General features: G+C 67.3%; 15 protein-coding genes. 8 read left to right on the forward strand and 7 right to left on the reverse strand.

Annotation, left to right across the window (positions count from 1 at the left end):
• Positions 1–35: 35 nt before the first annotated feature.
• Both F3J17_RS35250 and F3J17_RS35255 read right to left on the reverse strand, forming a co-directional pair.
• The gene (locus tag F3J17_RS35250) at positions 36–1,793 is read right to left on the reverse strand and encodes an OmpA family protein (protein WP_167070355.1); all 1,758 of its coding nucleotides are present in this window, start codon (positions 1,791–1,793) and stop codon (positions 36–38) included.
• 255 nt (positions 1,794–2,048) lie between these two features.
• Positions 2,049–3,704, reverse strand: a complete 1,656-nt coding sequence (locus tag F3J17_RS35255; protein WP_167070357.1) for a GMC family oxidoreductase N-terminal domain-containing protein — start codon at positions 3,702–3,704, stop codon at positions 2,049–2,051.
• 388 nt (positions 3,705–4,092) lie between these two features.
• On the opposite strand from F3J17_RS35255, the gene F3J17_RS35260 reads away from it, so the two are divergent.
• Positions 4,093–5,916 (forward strand): isovaleryl-CoA dehydrogenase, encoded by a 1,824-nt coding sequence (locus tag F3J17_RS35260; RefSeq protein ID WP_167070359.1) that lies wholly within the window; start codon positions 4,093–4,095, stop codon positions 5,914–5,916.
• A gap of 34 nt (positions 5,917–5,950) precedes the next feature.
• Entirely contained in the window at positions 5,951–7,393 is a 1,443-nt protein-coding gene (locus F3J17_RS35265) for a coniferyl aldehyde dehydrogenase (RefSeq protein ID WP_167070361.1), read from the forward strand.
• 12 nt (positions 7,394–7,405) lie between these two features.
• Here the strand turns inward: F3J17_RS35265 and F3J17_RS35270 are convergent, their stop codons facing one another.
• From F3J17_RS35270 to fliE, 5 genes are all read right to left on the reverse strand, one after another.
• Entirely contained in the window at positions 7,406–7,789 is a 384-nt protein-coding gene (locus tag F3J17_RS35270) for an EscU/YscU/HrcU family type III secretion system export apparatus switch protein (protein WP_167070363.1), read from the reverse strand.
• Positions 7,789–9,312 carry a flagellar hook-length control protein FliK gene (locus F3J17_RS35275; RefSeq protein ID WP_167070365.1) on the reverse strand — a complete coding sequence of 508 codons (1,524 nt, stop codon included), beginning with the start codon at positions 9,310–9,312 and terminating at the stop codon, positions 7,789–7,791. Before F3J17_RS35275 ends, F3J17_RS35270 begins: the two co-directional genes overlap by 1 nt.
• A gap of 132 nt (positions 9,313–9,444) precedes the next feature.
• Positions 9,445–9,777 (reverse strand): flagellar protein FliT, encoded by a 333-nt coding sequence (locus F3J17_RS35280; RefSeq protein ID WP_167070367.1) that lies wholly within the window; start codon positions 9,775–9,777, stop codon positions 9,445–9,447.
• The gene (fliS, locus tag F3J17_RS35285; RefSeq protein ID WP_167070369.1) at positions 9,774–10,220 is read right to left on the reverse strand and encodes a flagellar export chaperone FliS; all 447 of its coding nucleotides are present in this window, start codon (positions 10,218–10,220) and stop codon (positions 9,774–9,776) included. Before fliS ends, F3J17_RS35280 begins: the two co-directional genes overlap by 4 nt.
• Before the next feature lie 147 nt (positions 10,221–10,367).
• A complete protein-coding gene (gene fliE, locus F3J17_RS35290) occupies positions 10,368–10,706 on the reverse strand; it encodes a flagellar hook-basal body complex protein FliE (RefSeq protein WP_167070371.1) in 339 nt (112 codons plus the stop codon).
• Between the two features lie 347 nt (positions 10,707–11,053).
• Between fliE and fliF the strand changes: the two genes are divergently transcribed.
• From fliF to F3J17_RS35320, 6 genes are all read left to right on the forward strand, one after another.
• A complete protein-coding gene (gene fliF, locus F3J17_RS35295) occupies positions 11,054–12,850 on the forward strand; it encodes a flagellar basal-body MS-ring/collar protein FliF (protein ID WP_167070373.1) in 1,797 nt (598 codons plus the stop codon).
• Positions 12,840–13,835 carry a flagellar motor switch protein FliG gene (fliG, locus tag F3J17_RS35300; RefSeq protein ID WP_027816082.1) on the forward strand — a complete coding sequence of 332 codons (996 nt, stop codon included), beginning with the start codon at positions 12,840–12,842 and terminating at the stop codon, positions 13,833–13,835. The genes fliF and fliG overlap by 11 nt, the downstream gene beginning before the upstream one ends.
• Positions 13,828–14,517, forward strand: coding sequence for a flagellar assembly protein FliH (gene fliH / locus F3J17_RS35305; protein WP_167070375.1), 690 nt, complete (start codon positions 13,828–13,830; stop codon positions 14,515–14,517). The genes fliG and fliH overlap by 8 nt, the downstream gene beginning before the upstream one ends.
• Complete coding sequence (fliI, locus tag F3J17_RS35310) at positions 14,511–16,145, forward strand: flagellar protein export ATPase FliI (protein ID WP_167070376.1); 1,635 nt, start codon at positions 14,511–14,513, stop codon at positions 16,143–16,145. Before fliH ends, fliI begins: the two co-directional genes overlap by 7 nt.
• A gap of 40 nt (positions 16,146–16,185) precedes the next feature.
• Positions 16,186–16,635, forward strand: coding sequence for a flagellar export protein FliJ (gene fliJ / locus F3J17_RS35315; protein ID WP_167070378.1), 450 nt, complete (start codon positions 16,186–16,188; stop codon positions 16,633–16,635).
• Between the two features lie 143 nt (positions 16,636–16,778).
• Positions 16,779–17,366: hypothetical protein (locus tag F3J17_RS35320; RefSeq protein WP_205195109.1), on the forward strand; the 588-nt coding region annotated here is incomplete at its 3' end.

Raw genomic sequence — 17,366 nt, forward strand, 5'->3', positions numbered from 1 at the left:
GCCCCTGGTTTGTACCGCGTGTACCGCTTCTACGTTTACTTCGCGGCAAACGCGATGCGGCGATTGTGGAAACGCCCGCCAGCCGTGTCGTTGCTGTCGATCGGGTTGGCATCGCCGTAACCGGCGGCGGTGAGCGTCGAGGCGTTCACGCCCTGCGCGACCAGATAGGTCAGCACGGCCTGCGCGCGGCGCTTCGACAGCGTCAGATTGGTCGTCTTGTCGCCCACGTTATCCGAATAACCTGCCACTTCCAGATGCACCGGCTTGCCTTGCTTCGCGCAAGCCTTCAGCACCTTGGCCGACTGGCGCAGATCGTCGCCGGCCGACGCCGGAATCGTCACGCTGCCGGTGCCGAAGTTCACGACCTGCAGATTGAGCACCTTCGCCACGTCGTCGCCCGCGCACGAGCCATTCGAACCGAACAGGCCCTTGAGCGCGTCCTGGAACGACTGTGTCGCATCGGCCACGGCTTTCTGCACATTGAACACGCCGATATCGAAGCCCGAGCCGAACAGCGCCTTGAGCTTGTCGAGCCAGCCGAGCTTCGCGTCGGCGGCCGTGCCGCTGAGTTCGACGTGCGAGCCGTCGATCTTCACTTCCGCGCCGGGCAGCGCCATCAGCGGCAGCAGGCCGTCGAGGTGCGAGAGCCAGTCAGCAGGCTTGGTCGCCGGATCGACCGACACGTTGGCGGTGAACTTGCCCGCGCCGAACTTCTTCGTGAGCGCATCCATCAATTGCGCCTTTTCGGCCTCCGTTCCAACCGTTGCGCTGATGGTCGGCACGCCGGCCTTGTCGACCGTGAACGACAGATGCGAGTCCTGCGTCGGGGTGGTGGCGGCGGCGGGCGCGGCGTCGCTTGCCGCCGAAGCGGCCGCCACAGCAGAAGCCGCGCTCACAGCGGAAGCATCCGAAGCCGCGGCCGATGCCACGACCGGCGCGCTGGCGTCGGAAGCCGCGACGACGACGGCAGGCGCGCTTGCGGCCGAGGCAGGCGTCGCCGCCGACGTGTCCTGGGTCGCGTCGTCCTTCTGGCACGAACGCAGCGCGAAGAACGCGAGAATCAGCGCGATGGCGGCGAGCAGCCACCAAAGCCACGAATGCTTGCGCTTTTCCGGCTCGATCGGCGGCGTGGCGGTGCCCACGGTCTGCGGCGGCACGGCTGCCGGAACCGGACGCGCGACCGGCTGCGGATGCTCCAGATGCGCCGATACATCCTTCAGACGCGCGAGGATCGAGCCCGCGAACGCAGCTGCGGTGCCGAGACCTACAGCATGTGCGAGGCGGTCCGTCAGACTGGCGTTGACCGACGAGAGTTGATGGCCGAGCAGCGTAGGCAGATGACCGACCGCGCCCGACGAAGACGTGAAGTGCTGCTTCAGAATGCCCATCAGCACCGCGCCAACCACGCCGGTCAGCGAAAAGGCCGTCGATTGCGCCGCGCCGGTTTGCGCCGCGACCGCATCGGACAGCGCGCCCACGTTCACGCCTGCGGCGCGCTGGATCAGTTCGCGGCCCGAGGTTTCAAGCTGGTTCAGCCCCGTCGTGCTGGAGAGCAGATCGGGCAGTTGCTTGCCGATCAGCGCGTTCACGTCCGGCGACATGATGGTGGAGAACAGGCCACGCGCGCCTTCGGCGGTGCTGCCGCGGTGCATGATGGCGGCGACGATTGCGGGCGCCGCGGCGCCGGTGACCTTGCGGGCGAGATCCGGCGTGAGGCCGAAACGACCGGCCAGGGAGCGGACCACGTCATCGTTCATGACGGTGTCCAGCAGTTGAAAGACGTTGATACTCATCGAGGCGGTTCCTCCAGTTTTCGCGGACGCGCCAACTGACACGCCCAAAGGTGCCGGGCGATTATAGGGAGTCCGAAATCTCGAAAAAGTGGAAGGCGAGGATGTCGCACATTCTTTGACGAAAACCCCATTAAAAAGCCACGTTTTCGTCAAAGCAAAGTCAAAAAGCGAGGCGTATCAGGCCTCGCTTTTCGTGTCGTCGTGCGTATTGGCAGAAAGGGTGAAGAGCGCGTCAGGAGAAGTCGATATTGCCTGTCAGACAATGACGCTCGCGTCGTGCGTGGCGATGCCTGCACGGCGGGATTCGACGATAAAGTCCGCCGCGCGCTCGCCGATCATCACCGTCGGCGCGTTGGTATTGCCGCCGATCAACGTCGGCATCACGGACGCATCGGCGATACGCAGATGCGTGACGCCGCGCACGCGCAACTGCGCATCGACAACCGAGCGCGCGTCGCCGCCCATGCGGCAGGTGGCGACGGGGTGATAGATCGTATCGGCGTGTTGCGCGATGGTCGCGCGCAGTTCGGCGTCGCTCTGTCCCGCGTGCGTGTAAAGCTCGCGCCCGCCCAACTGCGCGAGCGGCGCGGCGTCGAGAATGCGCCGAGCGAGGCGCGTGCCTTCCACCAGCAGATCGAGGTCGCGCGCATCCGAAAAGAAGCGCGGATCGATCACCGGCGCGACGCGCGCATCGGCGCTCGCCAGCGTGACCGTGCCGCGGCTTGCCGGGCGCAGCACGCACACATGCAGCGAATAGCCGTGGCCCCAGTGCAGCCGCCGGCTATGGTCGTCGACGAGCGCGGTACAGAAATGCAATTGCAGATCGGGCCGGTCAAGCTCCGGGCGGCTCTTGATGAAGCCGCCCGCCTCGGCGACGTTGGTCGTGAACATGCCGCGCCGCTTGCTGAAGTAACGCACGAGTCCCGGCGCCATCTTCGCCGCGCCGCGCAGCGAGTAGCCCACGGTCTCGCTCGAATGCACGCGCTTGTTGTAGGTGAAGTCGATATGGTCGATCAGATTGCGGCCGACCTCGGGTGCGTCGTGTAATACGTCGATGCCGTGCGCGCGCAGCGAGTCGGCGGGACCGACGCCCGAGCACATCAGCAGTTGCGGCGTATTGAACGCGCCCGCCGCGAGGATCACCTCGGCGCGCGCCTGCAGCGTTTCGTTGCGCCCGCCGCGCGTGATTGCCACGCCCCGTGCGCGCGTGCCGTCGAAAACCACGCGCAGCACGGTGGCATCGGCGATCAGATGGAGATTCGCGCGCGGCTTGCCGTAGAGATTCGCGCGCGGCTTGCCGTAGAGATAGGCGCGCGCCACGGTGCAGCGCTCGCCGCCGCGCTGCGTGACCTGATAGAAGCCGACGCCTTCCTGTTCGACGCCATTGAAATCGTCGTTGGCGGGGAAGCCTGCCTCGCGCGCGGCGGCCACGAAACGCTCGGCTACCGGATTACGCTCGCATAGATCGGACACGCCCAGCGGGCCGCCCGCGCCATGCCAGGCGTTCGCGCCGCGTGCGTTGTCCTCGGCGCGGCGGAAGTACGGCAGCACGTCGTCCCAGGCCCAGCCGTCGCAGCCCAGTTGCGCCCACTCGTCGTAATCGAGCCGATGGCCGCGCGTGTAGATCATCGCGTTGATCGCGCTCGAACCGCCGAAGCCGCGTCCGCGCGGTTGATAGCCGCGACGGCCCGCGAGGCCCGGCTGTGGCTCGGTCTGGTAGGCGTAATTGTTCTTCGTGCGGAACGGCACGAGCGCCGCGACGCCCATCGGCATGTTGACGAAGAGATTGCGGTCGGTGTGCGGCCCCGCTTCGATCAGCGCGATGCTGGCCTCGGGACAACGCTCGGCCAGCCGCCCGGCGAGCGATGCGCCGCCCGAGCCGCCGCCTACGATGATGTAGTCGTATTCCAATGTGCCTCCCTGTCTCGGTCGTTGCAGCCGGCGTCAGGATGAGGCACGCTAGATGCACGCTCGTTCGATTTCGTTGTATCGCGCATTGTAGGAAGCGTCTGAAGTCCGGGTCAGCATTTATGTCAGAGCGCATCCTCTAATTCTGATGCGCTGTAAGTGGTCAATCGGCGGCTACCATAAAAGACGGTTCAGCCGACAGAGCTGACGGATTCCGGCAAGCATCACAGGGAGCGCCGGAGCATGCCCGCGCCGCCATTGCTGCGGCGCGTCAAACCTCGGGCGCTGATCGAGCGAGCCCGCAGCCGCCTCCCGCCTTGCAGCATCGCGAACATCCGGACAACACGACAGGCCGCGCTCATGAGCGCGCCGCCGATGGAGACAGGTCACGATGGAACCGCTCGAATCGCCGCAAACCTCGACGCAAACCTCGTTGGAAACCGGCGCGCACAGCCCCGGTACGACCCACGAGGTGACGAATCAGGCGCCGCCGCTCGCCGATTACAACCTTTTTGCCTGCGACGCCGCGTTGGGCGAAGCGCTCGCGCGCGCAGGCGCGCAATGGCATCGCGAGGCGCTGACGCAACACGGTGCGAAGCTGGGCGAAGCGGCCACGCTGGCACTCGCCGATCTCGCCAATCGTCACGCCCCCGAACTGCACACGCACACGCCACGCGGCGAGCGCATCGACGCGCTCGAATTCCATCCGTCCTGGCACGAACTGCTCGCGCTGCTGCGCGCCGAAGGCCTGCATGCGCTGCCGTTTTCGCAGCCGCGTCCGGGCGCGATGGCCGCGCGCTGCGCGGGCTACTTCCTGCACGCGCAGCTCGAATCGGGTTCGCTGTGTCCGCTCACGATGACGTTCGCGAGCATCCCCGTGCTGCAAAACGAGCCCGCGCTGTTCGACACCTTGCGCGACAAGCTCTACACGCGCGAACACGACGCGCGCGATGTCCCGCTCGCGCAGAAGCGATCGATGATGATCGGCATGGGCATGACCGAGAAACAAGGCGGCTCGGACGTGCGCAGCAATCGCACCGAAGCCCGCGCGGCGGGCGTCGCAAGCGGACGCGGCGCAGGCTATCTGCTCACCGGCCACAAGTGGTTCTTTTCCGCGCCGCAGTGCGACGCGCATCTGGTGCTCGCGCGCACCGCCGAACACGCCGGTCTTTCCTGCTTCTTCGTGCCGCGTTTCCGACCCGACGGTACGAAAAACGCCGTCGTCGTGCAGCGTTTGAAGGACAAGCTCGGCAATCGCTCGAACGCCAGCAGCGAGGTGGAATTCTTCGACGCCTACGGCGTGATGATCGGCGACGAAGGGCGCGGCGTGCCGACCATCATCGAGATGGCCAACTACACGCGGCTCGACTGCGTGATTGGCAGCGCGGCGCTCATGCGCGCGGCGCTGGTGCAGGCGATCCATCATGCGCGGCATCGCAGCGCGTTCGGCCGCCTGCTCGCGGATCAACCGCTCATGCAGAACGTGCTTGCCGATCTCGCGCTGGAATCCGAAGCCGCGACGGTGCTGTTCATGCGCCTCGCGCAGGCTTTCGAGCAAAGCACCCCGCAAACCGGTCAGGCCGGTCAAGGTGAAGAAAGCGACGAAGCCCGCGTGGCCCGCGCCTGGCGACGCATCGTCACGCCCGCCGCCAAGTTCTGGGTCTGCAAGCGCGCGCTCGCCTTCACGGGCGAGGCGATGGAAGTCTGGGGCGGCAACGGCTATGTCGAGGAAGGCCCGATGGCGCGCTTCTACCGTGAAGCCCCGGTCAACTCGATCTGGGAAGGCTCGGGCAATGTGATGTGCCTCGACGTGCTGCGCGCGCTGGAGCGCGAGGCCGACGCCGCACAGGCGCTCTTCCTGGCATGGCGGCGTGAGGCGGCGGGACATCCGGCCTTGAGCGCGGCGCTCGACCGGCTTTCGGCGCTACTGGGCGGCGCGCCCGGCACGCGCGAGGCCAGTGCGCGGCGCATCGCCCAGCAGATCGTGCTGATCGCGCAGGCGATGTTGCTGCGCGCGGGGTCGTCCAACGCTGCGCCCGAAGTCGCCGACGCCTTTATCGCCACACGCCTCGACGAACACGACGGCGATTGCGGCCGTGTGTTTGGCACCCTGCCCGCGCGCTTCGATCTTGCCGCGCTGATCGAGCGCGCGTTTCCTGCCGATGCCAACGCCGTTGCCAAACCCGCAGCCAGCACGGTTGCCCACGCTGGCTAAAACCCGCCCGACGCTTTCAACTCAAGGACCGACCATGAAGCAGGATCTGCCCGAAGCCGTCGCGCGCGCCAGCGGCGATGCATCCTCATCGAACCTCGGCGCGCTGCTCGCGGCGCAGCGCGAGGCGTATCTACGCGCGCCCTTCCCGGCGTGGAGCGAACGCGCCCGCAATCTGCGCGCGCTGCGCGACGTGCTGTTCGCCAACCAGGACGCCCTCGCCGACGCCATGAACGCCGATTTCGGCCAGCGATCCAAAGCCGAAGTCGCGCTCGCGGAATTCGTGGTGCTCAAACAGGAAATCGATTCCGCGCTCAAGCATGGCGAGCGCTGGATGCGCGTGCAACGCCGCCGTGCCGGCAAATGGCTGATGCCGGGGCGCGCCCGCGTGGTACCGCAGCCGATCGGCGTGGCCGGTATCGTGGTGCCGTGGAACTATCCGCTGCAGCTCGCCGCGGGGCCGCTCGTGTGCGCGCTCGCGGCGGGCTGCCGCGCGATGATCAAGATGTCGGAGCTGACGCCGCGCACCTCGGCGCTGTTCGGCGACCTGATCGCCCAGACCTTCGCGCCCGATCACGTCACGGTCGTCAACGGCGACGCCGCCGTGGGCGCGGCCTTCACGGCGCTGCCCTTCGATCATCTGCTGTTCACCGGCTCGACGCGCATCGGCCACGAGGTCATGCGCGCGGCCGCCGCGAATCTCACGCCGGTCACGCTGGAACTGGGCGGCAAGTCGCCCGCGCTGATCGGCGAGCACGCGCGCTTCGATTACGCCGTGGACAGCCTGCTGCTCGGCAAGACGCTCAACGCGGGGCAGACCTGCATCGCGCCCGATTACGTGCTCTTGCCGCGCGGCAAGGAGGACGCCTTCATCGCCCGCGCCCGCGTGCGATTCGCCGAGTTGTATCCGGATTTCACGACCAACCGCGATTACACCTCGATCATTTCGGCGCGGCATTACGAACGGCTCGAACGTCTTGCCGACGAAGCCCAGGCCGAAGGCGCGCAGCTTCACGCACTCGGGCCGCGTGACGCCGCCACGCGCCAGTTCGCGCCGGTACTGGTGACGGGCGCGCCTGCGCACACGCAGTTGATGCAGGAGGAGATTTTCGGGCCGCTGTTGCCGATCGTGCCGTACGACTCGCTCGACGAGGCGCTGCGCTACGTGAACGCACGCGCCCGGCCGCTGGCGCTCTACCTCTACGCCGACGATGCGCGCACCGTCGATCGCGTGACGCACGAAACCATTGCGGGCGGGATGTCGGTGAACGAAACGCTGATGCACATCGCCGCCGAAGGGCTTCCGTTTGGCGGTGTCGGCGCGAGCGGCATGGGCTCGTATCACGGTTACGAGGGCTTCTGCACGTTCTCGAAGATGAAGCCGGTGTTCACGCAGGCGCGCCTGAACGCGCGCCACCTGATCGCGCCGCCCTACGGCAAGCTGTTCGATACGCTGATCCGCGTGATGCTGAAGTTCTAGCGCGCCTGCGCCTTAGCCTTTGAGCTGGGGAAAGCGGAACGGATTGACCGTCAGCGCTTTGGGGTCGGGCGTACTGGCCGGCGCGGCCTGATTTTGCGCCTGCTTTTCGACGGCCTTCGCGTTGAGATCCACGGCTTCGAGTCCGTGCAGCCACGCAAGCAATTCCGCCACGGCCTGATAGAGCTGCGGCGGAATCTGCGAATCCAGATCCACCTGCATGAGCAGCGACACCATCTCGGGCGCTTCGTGCACGTAAAGCCCCGCCTCTTTGGCGCGCTGCACGATCATCTCGGCGACAAGACCATAGCCCTTGGCGACCACGCGCGGCGCGCCGTCGCGCGAAGCCGGGTCGTCATAGGCGAGCGCCGCGGCGCTCTTGCGGTTGTTGCGGCTCATCATCCGCGCTCCCAGTCGGTCGTATCGGTGGCGGAGGTAGCGGCTTCGGCCGCGTGATTTTCTTGTGACGGGTTTGGCGGTGGCGACGCGGCATTGCGCGCGTAGGCATCGGCGGCGCGCGCCGCATCGGCTGAAGTGGCGTGCGGCGAGACGCCGCCGATCTCGCGGATCGACAAACCGGCAAGCGACAGGCCGAGCGCTTCCAGCCGTCCGCGCAGGACTTCGCTGTTATCGGTGAGGCGTTGCGCGCCGCCGGGACTGGCCTGCACGCGCACCGCGAGCGTCGATCCCGTCAGCGTCAATTCGGCGTCGACGGTCCCCAGCGACGGCAGCGCCAGCGTGAGCCGCGTATGCCAGGGCGTGGCGTCTTCATCGGCGCCGCGGCCACCCTGCGGATCGCGCGCGTCGTAATCGTCCGGCTGGATGGTCCAGTCGAGGCGCACGCCCGGCCACGCTTCGCCGGTCCAGCGGAATTCGCCGGTCGCCAGCAGGTCGAGCTGCTGGCGCACCAGCGGCAGCAGCGCTTCGTGCACGCCCACGCCGGCACCCGCGCCGCTCGGCACATGGACGGGCGGCAAAAGCGTATCGCCGAACGCCGCCTGGCCGCGCGCGGCTTCCTGCGCGAAAGCGGCGGCGCCGGCTTGCTCGCCGCGTGCAAAGGCGGTGGGCTGCTGCGCGCCCTGAGCGGCCGCATTGGCGGCATTGGCTGCGGCGCGTGCCGCTTGCTGGCCCGCGTTCGGTAAATCGGTCCAGAAAACGTCGTCGATATCGTCGGCGGTCTCGTTCCAGTCGAGCGGCAATTGCGCGCCGCCTGTCAGGCGATTCTGCGGTTCGTCGGCGAGATCGCCGGGCGTGCGCTGGCCGCGCAGCCATTGCGCCAGATGGGATTCGTAGAAAAGGCCGCTATTGGCGACGGTCTGCGCCAGCGATGCAGCCAGCGCGGCCACCGGCCCGGATTGCGCCGCGAGCGCGACACCGGCGGCGCTCTGGGCGTTCTGCGCAGCAGCGTTACCGTTCGGTGTGTTCGCGGGATTGGCGGCATTCGCAGCGCTATCGGCACCGTCGGCACCATCGGCGCCTTCGAGACCCGCTGCGCCGCCCGCCATCGCGGCCTGGGCGTCGAGTTCCGCCAGCAACGCAGCTTCCAGCGCCTGCGCGGCGGCGCTGGCCGGATTCGCTGGATTGGCGAGCCCCGGCAGCGGCAAGGTTTGCGCGTCCGTGGCGCCCGCGTCGGCGGCATCGGGATCGGCCCAGACCGGCGCACGGCCGACCACGGCGGGCGTGGCCTCGCCGCCCGAGCGGATGATGGCGTCGAGCGCCAGCGCGACCGCCGACAGCACGGTCTGCGCCGACGCCTGTGGCGAGTCGGCGGCGCTTTGCGCATCGGGCAGCGTGATGGCGCCGCCCGCGAGCGCGGACACGCCCGTCTGCGCGGTGCCGGCGCTGCCTTGCGAGCCGGTTGGCCCCAGCGCGCCTATGCGGCTCGCGAGCAGCGACGCGGCGCTGGTGTCGATTCCGTTCATGCGGAGCGTGGGCCTGGTCTGACGCCGCGCGCCCCCGTCATCGCGGGCAGCGGCGCGGCTTTATTGTGTGTGCAAAACGGTGATCGAGCCGACTCGACCGGACGTGCCGCAGACGCAGCAGCGACGCAACAATCAGCGCGCGCCGTACATCTCCTGCAAGACCCGCGCGGGATGCGCCGTGCCGTGAAAGAGCGCCGACAGGCGCGCCATGCACGGACTGGCGAGATCGCGGATCGCGGCGTCGTCGGCGAGGATCTGCCGGATCAACTCGAATTTGCGCGAGCGTTCGGCGATGGTCAGCCGTACGCCGAAATCGGCGTCCTTGAGCGCGTCAACGAGGTTCCGGTATTCCTCCTGGAGGTCAATCAGCTCGTTCCAGTGTGCGTCGCGCGCGGCGCTGAGCATCTGCCCCGAAACCGTCGCGATCGCTTCATAGTGGGCGAAGTAGTCTGCTTTCGAACTCATCTCGTCAGTGAGCCGGACGATGGTCCGGAGGCCTGTGCGGCCATCCTTGCCACTTCCGGCGCAATCCCCAACCAGGCTTCCTCGAGCGTTGCCAGCAGGCCATCGACTTCGACCAGCATGGACTCGCTCTGTTGAATATTCGCTTCCAGCAAGCGTTTCGTCATGTAACTGTAAAGTGAGTTCAGGCGCTGGGCGATTTCACCGCCCGCCTCGACGTTCAACGCCAGCTGGAGCCCGCTTTCGACGATCCGGATCGCCTTTCCGATCGCCTCGCCACGCGGCCCCACGTTGCCCATCTGCATATGCATGCGGGCCTGTGCAATCGCCTTGCGCGCACCTTCATAAAGAAGCGCGATCAGCTTGTGCGGACTCGCGCCCATCACCCCCGTTTCGACACCCACGCGTGCATAGGCGTTGGCTCCAGACTGGGCAGGGGAAAACATCGGCGCTTCTCCTTCAAACGTACGGCTGTGGATACGGTGCATCCGGCCCTTTGCAGTGACGCGCGAGCCGGTTCTAGCCGGGTTATCGGAAGGAGAAGCGAGAAGCTTTAATGAACATGGCAGGGCGAGCGCGTGGGGAGCGCTTTCTTACACCTGGATCTGCATGATGTCGGTGTAGGCGGCGACGAGCTTGTTGCGGACCTGCAGCCCGAACTGGAAGCCGATATTGGCCTTCTGCATGTCGACCATCACGTCGTTGAGCGACACGTTGCTGGCCCCCAGCTCGAACGCCTGCGACTCGCCAACGGCCTTTTGCTGGTCGCCGCTGATCTTGTCGATCGACGCCTTGAGCGCCGAGGCGAATTCGCCCGCGCTCGCCGCCCCCGAGCTGCCTTGCGCCTCAGCCGCCGAAGCGCCTGCCGCCTGCGTGGCCATCGCCTGCATCTGCGCAAGGGCCGACGTGAGTGGGTTGACTGGCACCGTCATGTTTGCTCCACGATAAAGAGAGTGTGCTTGGCGGGCGGCGCCCGGCCGGTCGGCGTAACGCCGTTTCCGGCTCGACTCGCGCGGCCCCGGTCCGGCCCGCGCGGTGAGCTGATCTCGCCCTCCAGACCGGGCTTGCGTACACAGCCTGCATACACATTTCCGAGTCTGGTCGAGAGCATATCAGCGGGCTATTTCCGAAAGCCCCGAAACTAGGGGGAAAACCCGGCTCTATTCGCGCAATCGGGTTGCCACGGGCTCCGGATAATCCCAGTCGTGAAAGTCTCCGCCGCAAGCCGCGATTCGCGCGCCGCGGCGGGACATGCAAGTCTCCCGGAGATACCCGTCGCATGGATTCGTCTGCCAACTCTTTGATCAACCCCGACGCCCGCATGGGCCTCGCTACCAGCGGCGCCGCCACGGGCGGGTCCGCGGGCGGCGCCATGCCCGGCGGCGCGGAGGACCTCGGCGGCGGCTTCGCGCAGCGCCTGGGCTCGCTGTCGTCGCTGCGCAGCGTGCGTGGCAATCCGCGCGCGCCGCTCATCATCGCCGTGGCGGTGCTGATCGCCGTGGTCGCGGGCCTGATCCTCTGGTCGCGCGCGCCCGACTACAAGGTGCTCTACAGCAACCTGTCGGATCGCGACGGCGGCTCGATCATCACCGCGCTGCAGGCCGCCAACGTGCCCTACAAGCTGTCCGAAAGCGGCAGCGCCATCCTCGTGCCGTCCGACCAGGTGGGCGAAATGCGCCTGCGTCTGGCCCAGCAAGGTCTGCCCAAGAGCGGTTCGGTCGGCTTCGAGCTGATGGACAACCAGAAGTTCGGCATCAGCCAGTTCGCCGAGCAGGTGAACTACCAGCGCGCCCTCGAGGGCGAGCTGGAGCAAACGATTCAGTCGATCCAGAGCGTGAAGTCCTCGCGCGTGCATCTGGCGATTCCGAAGCCGTCCGTGTTCGTGCGCGAGCGTGAAGCGCCGTCGGCGTCGGTGCTCGTGAATATGTATCCGGGCCGCGTGCTCGACGACGGCCAGGTGGCCGCGATCACGCACATGGTCGCTTCGGCGGTGCCCGATCTGCCGGTGCGCAACGTCACCGTGGTCGACCAGGACGGCAATCTGCTCACGCAGAGCACCACCAGCGCCGGTCTGGACGCTTCGCAGCTGAAGTACGTGCGTCAGGTCGAACACGACACGCAGTCGCGCATCGACCAGATCCTTGCGCCGCTCTTTGGCGCGGGCAACGCCCGTTCGCAGGTGAGCGCGGATCTCGACTTCTCGCATCTGGAACAGACGTCGGAAAACTACGGCCCGAACGGCAACCCGCAGCAGGCTTCGGTGCGCAGCCAGCAGCAGAGCATCGCCACCGATTCCGCGCAGACCAGCGCGGGCGGCGTGCCGGGCGCGCTGTCGAACCAGCCGCCGCAACCGGCTTCGGCGCCGATCGTCGCGCCGGCGGGCGCGAGCGGCGCAGCGGCTTCGACGCCGATCTCGGATCACCGCGACACCACCACGAACTACGAGCTCGACAAGACCGTGCGCCACTACCAGCAGGCGGCGGGCGACATCAAGCGCCTGTCGGTGGCCGTGATCGTGAACTATCAGCAGAAGGTGGACGCCAAGGGGCACGCGACCATGCAGCCGCTCGACGCGCAGAAGCTCGCGCAGATCGAACAGCTGGTGAAGGACGCGATGGGCTACGACGAAAAGCGCGGCGACTCGGTGAACGTGGTCAACGCCGCCTTCCAGCAGGACGTCGATCCGAACGCCAACCTGCCGTGGTGGCGTCAGCCGGACATGATCGCGCTGGCCAAGCAGATCGCGACGTGGCTCGGCATCGGCGCGGTGGCCCTGTTCCTGTATTTCGTGATGGTGAAGCCGGCGCTGCGCCGCGCGTTCCCGCCGCCGGCGCCGCCCGCGGCAGTCTCGGCCCTCGGCATGGACGGCGGCGAACCGCTGCTGCTCGACGGCCTGCCGCAGGTCGAGAAGATCGAAGGCACGGGCGGCGAAGTGGAAGGCGATCCGGCCCTCCTCGCCCTCGAAAACGAGAAACACAAGTTTGAACGCAACCTGGAATTCGCCCGCAACATCGCGCGCCAGGATCCGAAAATTGTCGCAACCGTTGTCAAGAGCTGGGTGAACGATGAGCGCTGAAGGAGCCGTCAAGAGCGCACTGCTGCTCATGTCGATCGGCGAGGAAGAGGCCTCTCAGGTCTTCAAGTTCCTCGGGCCGCGCGAAGTGCAGAAGATCGGCGCCGCCATGGCGGCGCTCAAGAACGTCAAGCGCGAGGAAATCGACGTCGTGCTGCAGGAGTTCGTCAAGGAAGCGGAGCAGCACACGGCGCTCTCGCTGGATTCGAACGACTACATCCGCAACGTGCTGACCAAGGCGCTGGGCGAGGACAAGGCCGGCGCGGTGATCGACCGCATCCTGCAGGGCGGCGACACGAGCGGTATCGAAGGCCTGAAGTGGATGGATTCGGGCTCGGTCGCGGAACTCATCAAGAACGAGCACCCGCAGATCATCGCGACGATTCTCGTGCACCTGGACCGCGATCAGGCGTCGGAGATCGCTTCGTGCTTCACGGAGCGTCTGCGTAACGACGTGCTGCTGCGTATCGCCACGCTCGACGGCATCCAGCCGCAGGCGCTGCGCGAACTCGACGATGTGCTGACTGGCCTGCTGTCGGGCAGCGACAACCTCAAGCGCAGCCCGATGGGCGGCATCCGCACGGCCGCCGAAATTCTCAACTTCATGACCAGCCAGCATGAAGAAGGCGTGATCGAAAACGTCAAGCAGTACGACGCCGAGCTCGCCCAGAAGATCATCGACCAGATGTTCGTGTTCGAGAACCTGCTCGACCTCGAAGACCGCGCGATCCAGCTCCTGCTCAAGGAAGTGGAGTCGGAATCGCTCATCATTTCGCTCAAGGGCGCCCCGCCCGCACTGCGCCAGAAGTTCCTCGCGAACATGTCGCAGCGCGCCGCGGAACTGCTCGCCGAAGACCTGGACGCGCGCGGCCCCGTGCGCGTTTCGGAAGTCGAGGCGCAGCAACGGCGTATCCTGCAAATCGTGCGCAACCTCGCCGAGAGCGGCCAGATCGTTCTAGGCGGCAAGGCAGAAGACGCTTATGTCTGACGAAGCAACGCAAGAGGCGACGCTGCGGCGCGCGCGCTCGGCGTATCAACGCTGGGAGATGGCGTCGTTCGACCCGCCTCCCCCGCCCCCGCCGCCGCCCACGCCCGACGAGGAAGCCGCTTTCGCGGCCCAGCTGCAACGCCTGCGCGACGACGCCCATCAGCAGGGCCTCGCCTCCGGCCACGTGGCGGGCCAGGCGCTGGGCTACCAGGCCGGTTACGACCAGGGCCAGAAGCAGGGTTTCGAGCAGGGTCTCGAACTCGCGCGCGGCCAGGCAAACCAACTGGCGCAGCTTGCCCAGCGTTTTTCGGATGCGCTGACGACCGTCGAAGCCGGTGTGGCCGACACGCTGGTCGAACTGGCGCTCGATATCGCCCAGCAGGTGGTGCGTCAGCACGTAGCGCACGATCCGACGGCGCTGCTCGCCGCGGCGCGCGAAGTGCTCGCGCATGAGCCGCAGTTGACCGGTTCGCCGCAACTGGTGGTGAGCCCCGCCGATCTGCCGGTGGTGGAGGCGTATCTGATGGAAGACCTGCAGGCGCGCGGCTGGACCGTGCGCACCGATGCGACGCTGGAGCGCGGCGGCTGCCGTGCGCAGGCCGCGACGGGCGAAACCGATGCGAGCATCACGACGCGCTGGGAACGCGTGTCGGCGGCGCTCGGCAAGGCGCGGCCATGGTAAATCCGACGCTCCATCAGACCGTGCAGCAAGCCATCCACACGGGCGGCCTGACGCCGCTCGAACAGGAACTGGCGCTGGCGTCGTTCGGCCCGGCCGCGCACGACCCCGCGCAAACGGCTGCCGTGCTGGTGGACGACGAAGGCGAAGTCGTGACGGCGCAAGCCGCCACGGAAGACAGCGCCGTCGCCGCGAAGGACGAGATCCCGCCCTACGTGCCGCCTGCCCATTACGACCCGAAGAACCCGCATCTGGGCGTCTGGAACGCCCATTTGAACGCGGTGCGCGAGCGCAACGCCCTCGCGCTGCCGCTGCGCGGCTGCGGCCGCCTCACGCGCGCGGCGGGCCTCGTGCTCGAAGCCGTGGGGCTGCGCCTCGCCGTGGGCGCGGAAGTGATGATCGAATTGCCGCCGGGCAGCTCGCTGCCGATGGCCGAAGCCGAAGTGGTCGGGTTTGGCGGCGACAAGCTGTTCCTGATGCCGACCACCGAAGTCTCGGGCCTGTTGCCCGGTGCGCGCGTCTGGCCGCTCGAAAGCGCGCCGATCGCCGATCCGAAGGCCGGCGCCAAGCGTCTGCCGGTCGGCTGGGGCATGCTCGGCCGCGTGGTGGATGCCTCGGGCAAGCCGCTCGACGGCCTTGGCCCGCTCAACACGGAAGCCAACGCGCCGCTCACCGCGCCCGTCATCAATCCGCTGAACCGCGAGCCGATCCACAAGGTGCTCGACGTCGGCGTGCGCGCGATCAACGCGCTCCTGACGGTCGGTCGCGGCCAGCGCATGGGCCTGTTCGCGGGCTCGGGCGTGGGTAAATCGGTGCTGCTCGGCACCATGGCGCGCGCCACCAGCGCCGAAGTCATCGTGATCGGCCTGATCGGCGAGCGGGGCCGCGAAGTCAAGGAATTCATCGAGCAGATCCTCGGCGAGGAAGGTCTCGCGCGCTCGGTGGTGGTGGCCGCGCCTGCCGACGTTTCGCCGCTGCTGCGCATGCAGGCGGCCGCCTACACCACGTCGCTGGCCGAATATTTCCGCGATCAGGGCAAGCATGTGCTGCTGCTGATGGACTCGCTTACGCGTTACGCGATGGCGCAGCGCGAGATCGCGCTGGCGATCGGCGAGCCGCCCGCGACCAAGGGCTATCCGCCTTCGGTGTTCGCCAAGCTGCCCGCGCTCGTCGAGCGCACCGGCAACGGCCCGGAAGGCGGCGGTTCGATCACGGCGTTCTACACCGTGCTCACCGAAGGCGACGACCAGCAGGACCCGATCGCCGACTCGGCGCGCGCGATTCTGGACGGCCATATCGTGCTGTCACGCGCGCTCGCGGAAGCGGGGCACTATCCGGCCATCGATATCGAGGCCTCGATCAGCCGGGCGATGACCGCGCTGATCGACGACCAGCATCTGAACCAGACGCGCGCGTTCAAACAGATGCTGTCGCGCTATCAGCGCAATCGCGATCTCATCAACGTGGGCGCTTATGTGAGCGGCCGCGACGCGGTGCTCGACCGCGCGATCCAGCTGTATCCGCGCATCGAGGCGTTTTTGCAGCAAGGTTTCCGCGAAACGGCGGACTATGATCAGAGCGTCGGCATGCTTGGCGCACTGCTTGGCAATGGCGGAGCGGGCCGCGCGTGACACCCCTGACGCGCCCGACCACTGAGCGAGGAATGACGACATGACGAATCAGACCGCGTTGCAAACCCTCATCGGCCTCGCGCAGGACGACGTGGACGCCGCGACGCAGCGCCTCGGGCGCGTGCAGCGCGAGCGCGGCGAAGTCGAAAAGCAGCTCAAGGCGCTGATCGACTACCGCGAGGAGTATCACGTGCGCTTCACCGAATCCGCGCGTGCCGGCATGGCCGCGGGCAATGTGCGCAACTTCCAGGCGTTCATCGACACGCTCGACGCCGCCATCGAACAGCAGCGCCGCATGCTCGACCAGGCGACCCAGCGCGTGGAGGCGGCCAAGCCGGAATGGACCCGCACCAAGCAGAAGCTCGGTTCCTACGAAGTGCTGCAATCGCGCCAGGACGCCGTGCAGGCGCGCAAGGAAGCCAAACGCGACCAGCGCGATTCCGACGAATTCGCCGCCCGCGCGCTGCGCATGCGCACGTCGCCGCTTTAAAGCTGCGCCGCAAGACAGACGCTGTAAGGCAGCACCGTTTGCACGATCGACAAGCCGTACACAAAAATAGACGCCGACGCCCGCACCGCATAGCTTGACGGGCGTCGCGATTTACACCGAACAAGTTATCCGGGGCAGACCTCATGTCGCTTCTTTCCGCAGTCAGTTCGCTCTTCGGGGCCGTGGATCCCGCCAGCAGCGGCAATTCCACCGCCAGCCAGGCGGACCAGGCAAGCCAGGGCTTCGCGCAGACGCTGCAGCAGAGCATGGCCGCGCAAGCGAGCCAGGCCACCAGCAACAGCCAGCAGGCACTCCAGCAGCAGCAAAGCGCGCAGGCCGCGCAAAGCTGGAACAGCGCGCAGCAAAGCGCACAGAATTCGCAATCGTCGCAATCCAGTCAGTCGAGTCAGGCCAGCCAATCGAGTCAATCGACCCAGTCGAGCCAGTCGTCGGGCGGCAGTTCGTCGACGCAAGGCACGAAGCATGCCTCGAAGACCGGTCATCGCGGCGACGATGCGAGCACGCAACAGGCGCAGTCCGACGCAGCCGGTCAAGCCGCCGCTGCGCAAGCCCTGCAGGCGCAACAGGCCGCGCAGCAAGGCCAGGATCAGGATGCGAGCAGCGATGGCAGCGACGCGTCCCAAGCCGGCACGGACGCCACGCTCGCGAGCGTCGCTGCGGCGGCAGCCGGCGCCGCCGGCGCCAGCGCGGCAGGCACGGCGACGGACGGC

This window comes from Burkholderia sp. Ax-1719 (assembly GCF_011753055.1).
GTDB lineage: Bacteria > Pseudomonadota > Gammaproteobacteria > Burkholderiales > Burkholderiaceae > Paraburkholderia.

Bases quoted from the DNA above. Each gene is read 5' to 3' on its own strand.
- F3J17_RS35250 (WP_167070355.1), bottom strand. From the start codon at position 1,793: ATGAGTATCAACGTCTTTCAACTGCTGGACACCGTCATGAACGATGAC.
- F3J17_RS35260 (WP_167070359.1), top strand. From the start codon at position 4,093: ATGGAACCGCTCGAATCGCCGCAAACCTCGACGCAAACCTCGTTGGAA.
- F3J17_RS35265 (WP_167070361.1), top strand. From the start codon at position 5,951: ATGAAGCAGGATCTGCCCGAAGCCGTCGCGCGCGCCAGCGGCGATGCA.
- F3J17_RS35270 (WP_167070363.1), bottom strand. From the start codon at position 7,789: ATGAGCCGCAACAACCGCAAGAGCGCCGCGGCGCTCGCCTATGACGAC.
- F3J17_RS35275 (WP_167070365.1), bottom strand. From the start codon at position 9,312: ATGAACGGAATCGACACCAGCGCCGCGTCGCTGCTCGCGAGCCGCATA.
- F3J17_RS35280 (WP_167070367.1), bottom strand. From the start codon at position 9,777: ATGAGTTCGAAAGCAGACTACTTCGCCCACTATGAAGCGATCGCGACG.
- fliS (WP_167070369.1), bottom strand. From the start codon at position 10,220: ATGTTTTCCCCTGCCCAGTCTGGAGCCAACGCCTATGCACGCGTGGGT.
- fliE (WP_167070371.1), bottom strand. From the start codon at position 10,706: ATGACGGTGCCAGTCAACCCACTCACGTCGGCCCTTGCGCAGATGCAG.
- fliF (WP_167070373.1), top strand. From the start codon at position 11,054: ATGGATTCGTCTGCCAACTCTTTGATCAACCCCGACGCCCGCATGGGC.
- fliG (WP_027816082.1), top strand. From the start codon at position 12,840: ATGAGCGCTGAAGGAGCCGTCAAGAGCGCACTGCTGCTCATGTCGATC.
- fliH (WP_167070375.1), top strand. From the start codon at position 13,828: ATGTCTGACGAAGCAACGCAAGAGGCGACGCTGCGGCGCGCGCGCTCG.
- fliI (WP_167070376.1), top strand. From the start codon at position 14,511: ATGGTAAATCCGACGCTCCATCAGACCGTGCAGCAAGCCATCCACACG.
- fliJ (WP_167070378.1), top strand. From the start codon at position 16,186: ATGACGAATCAGACCGCGTTGCAAACCCTCATCGGCCTCGCGCAGGAC.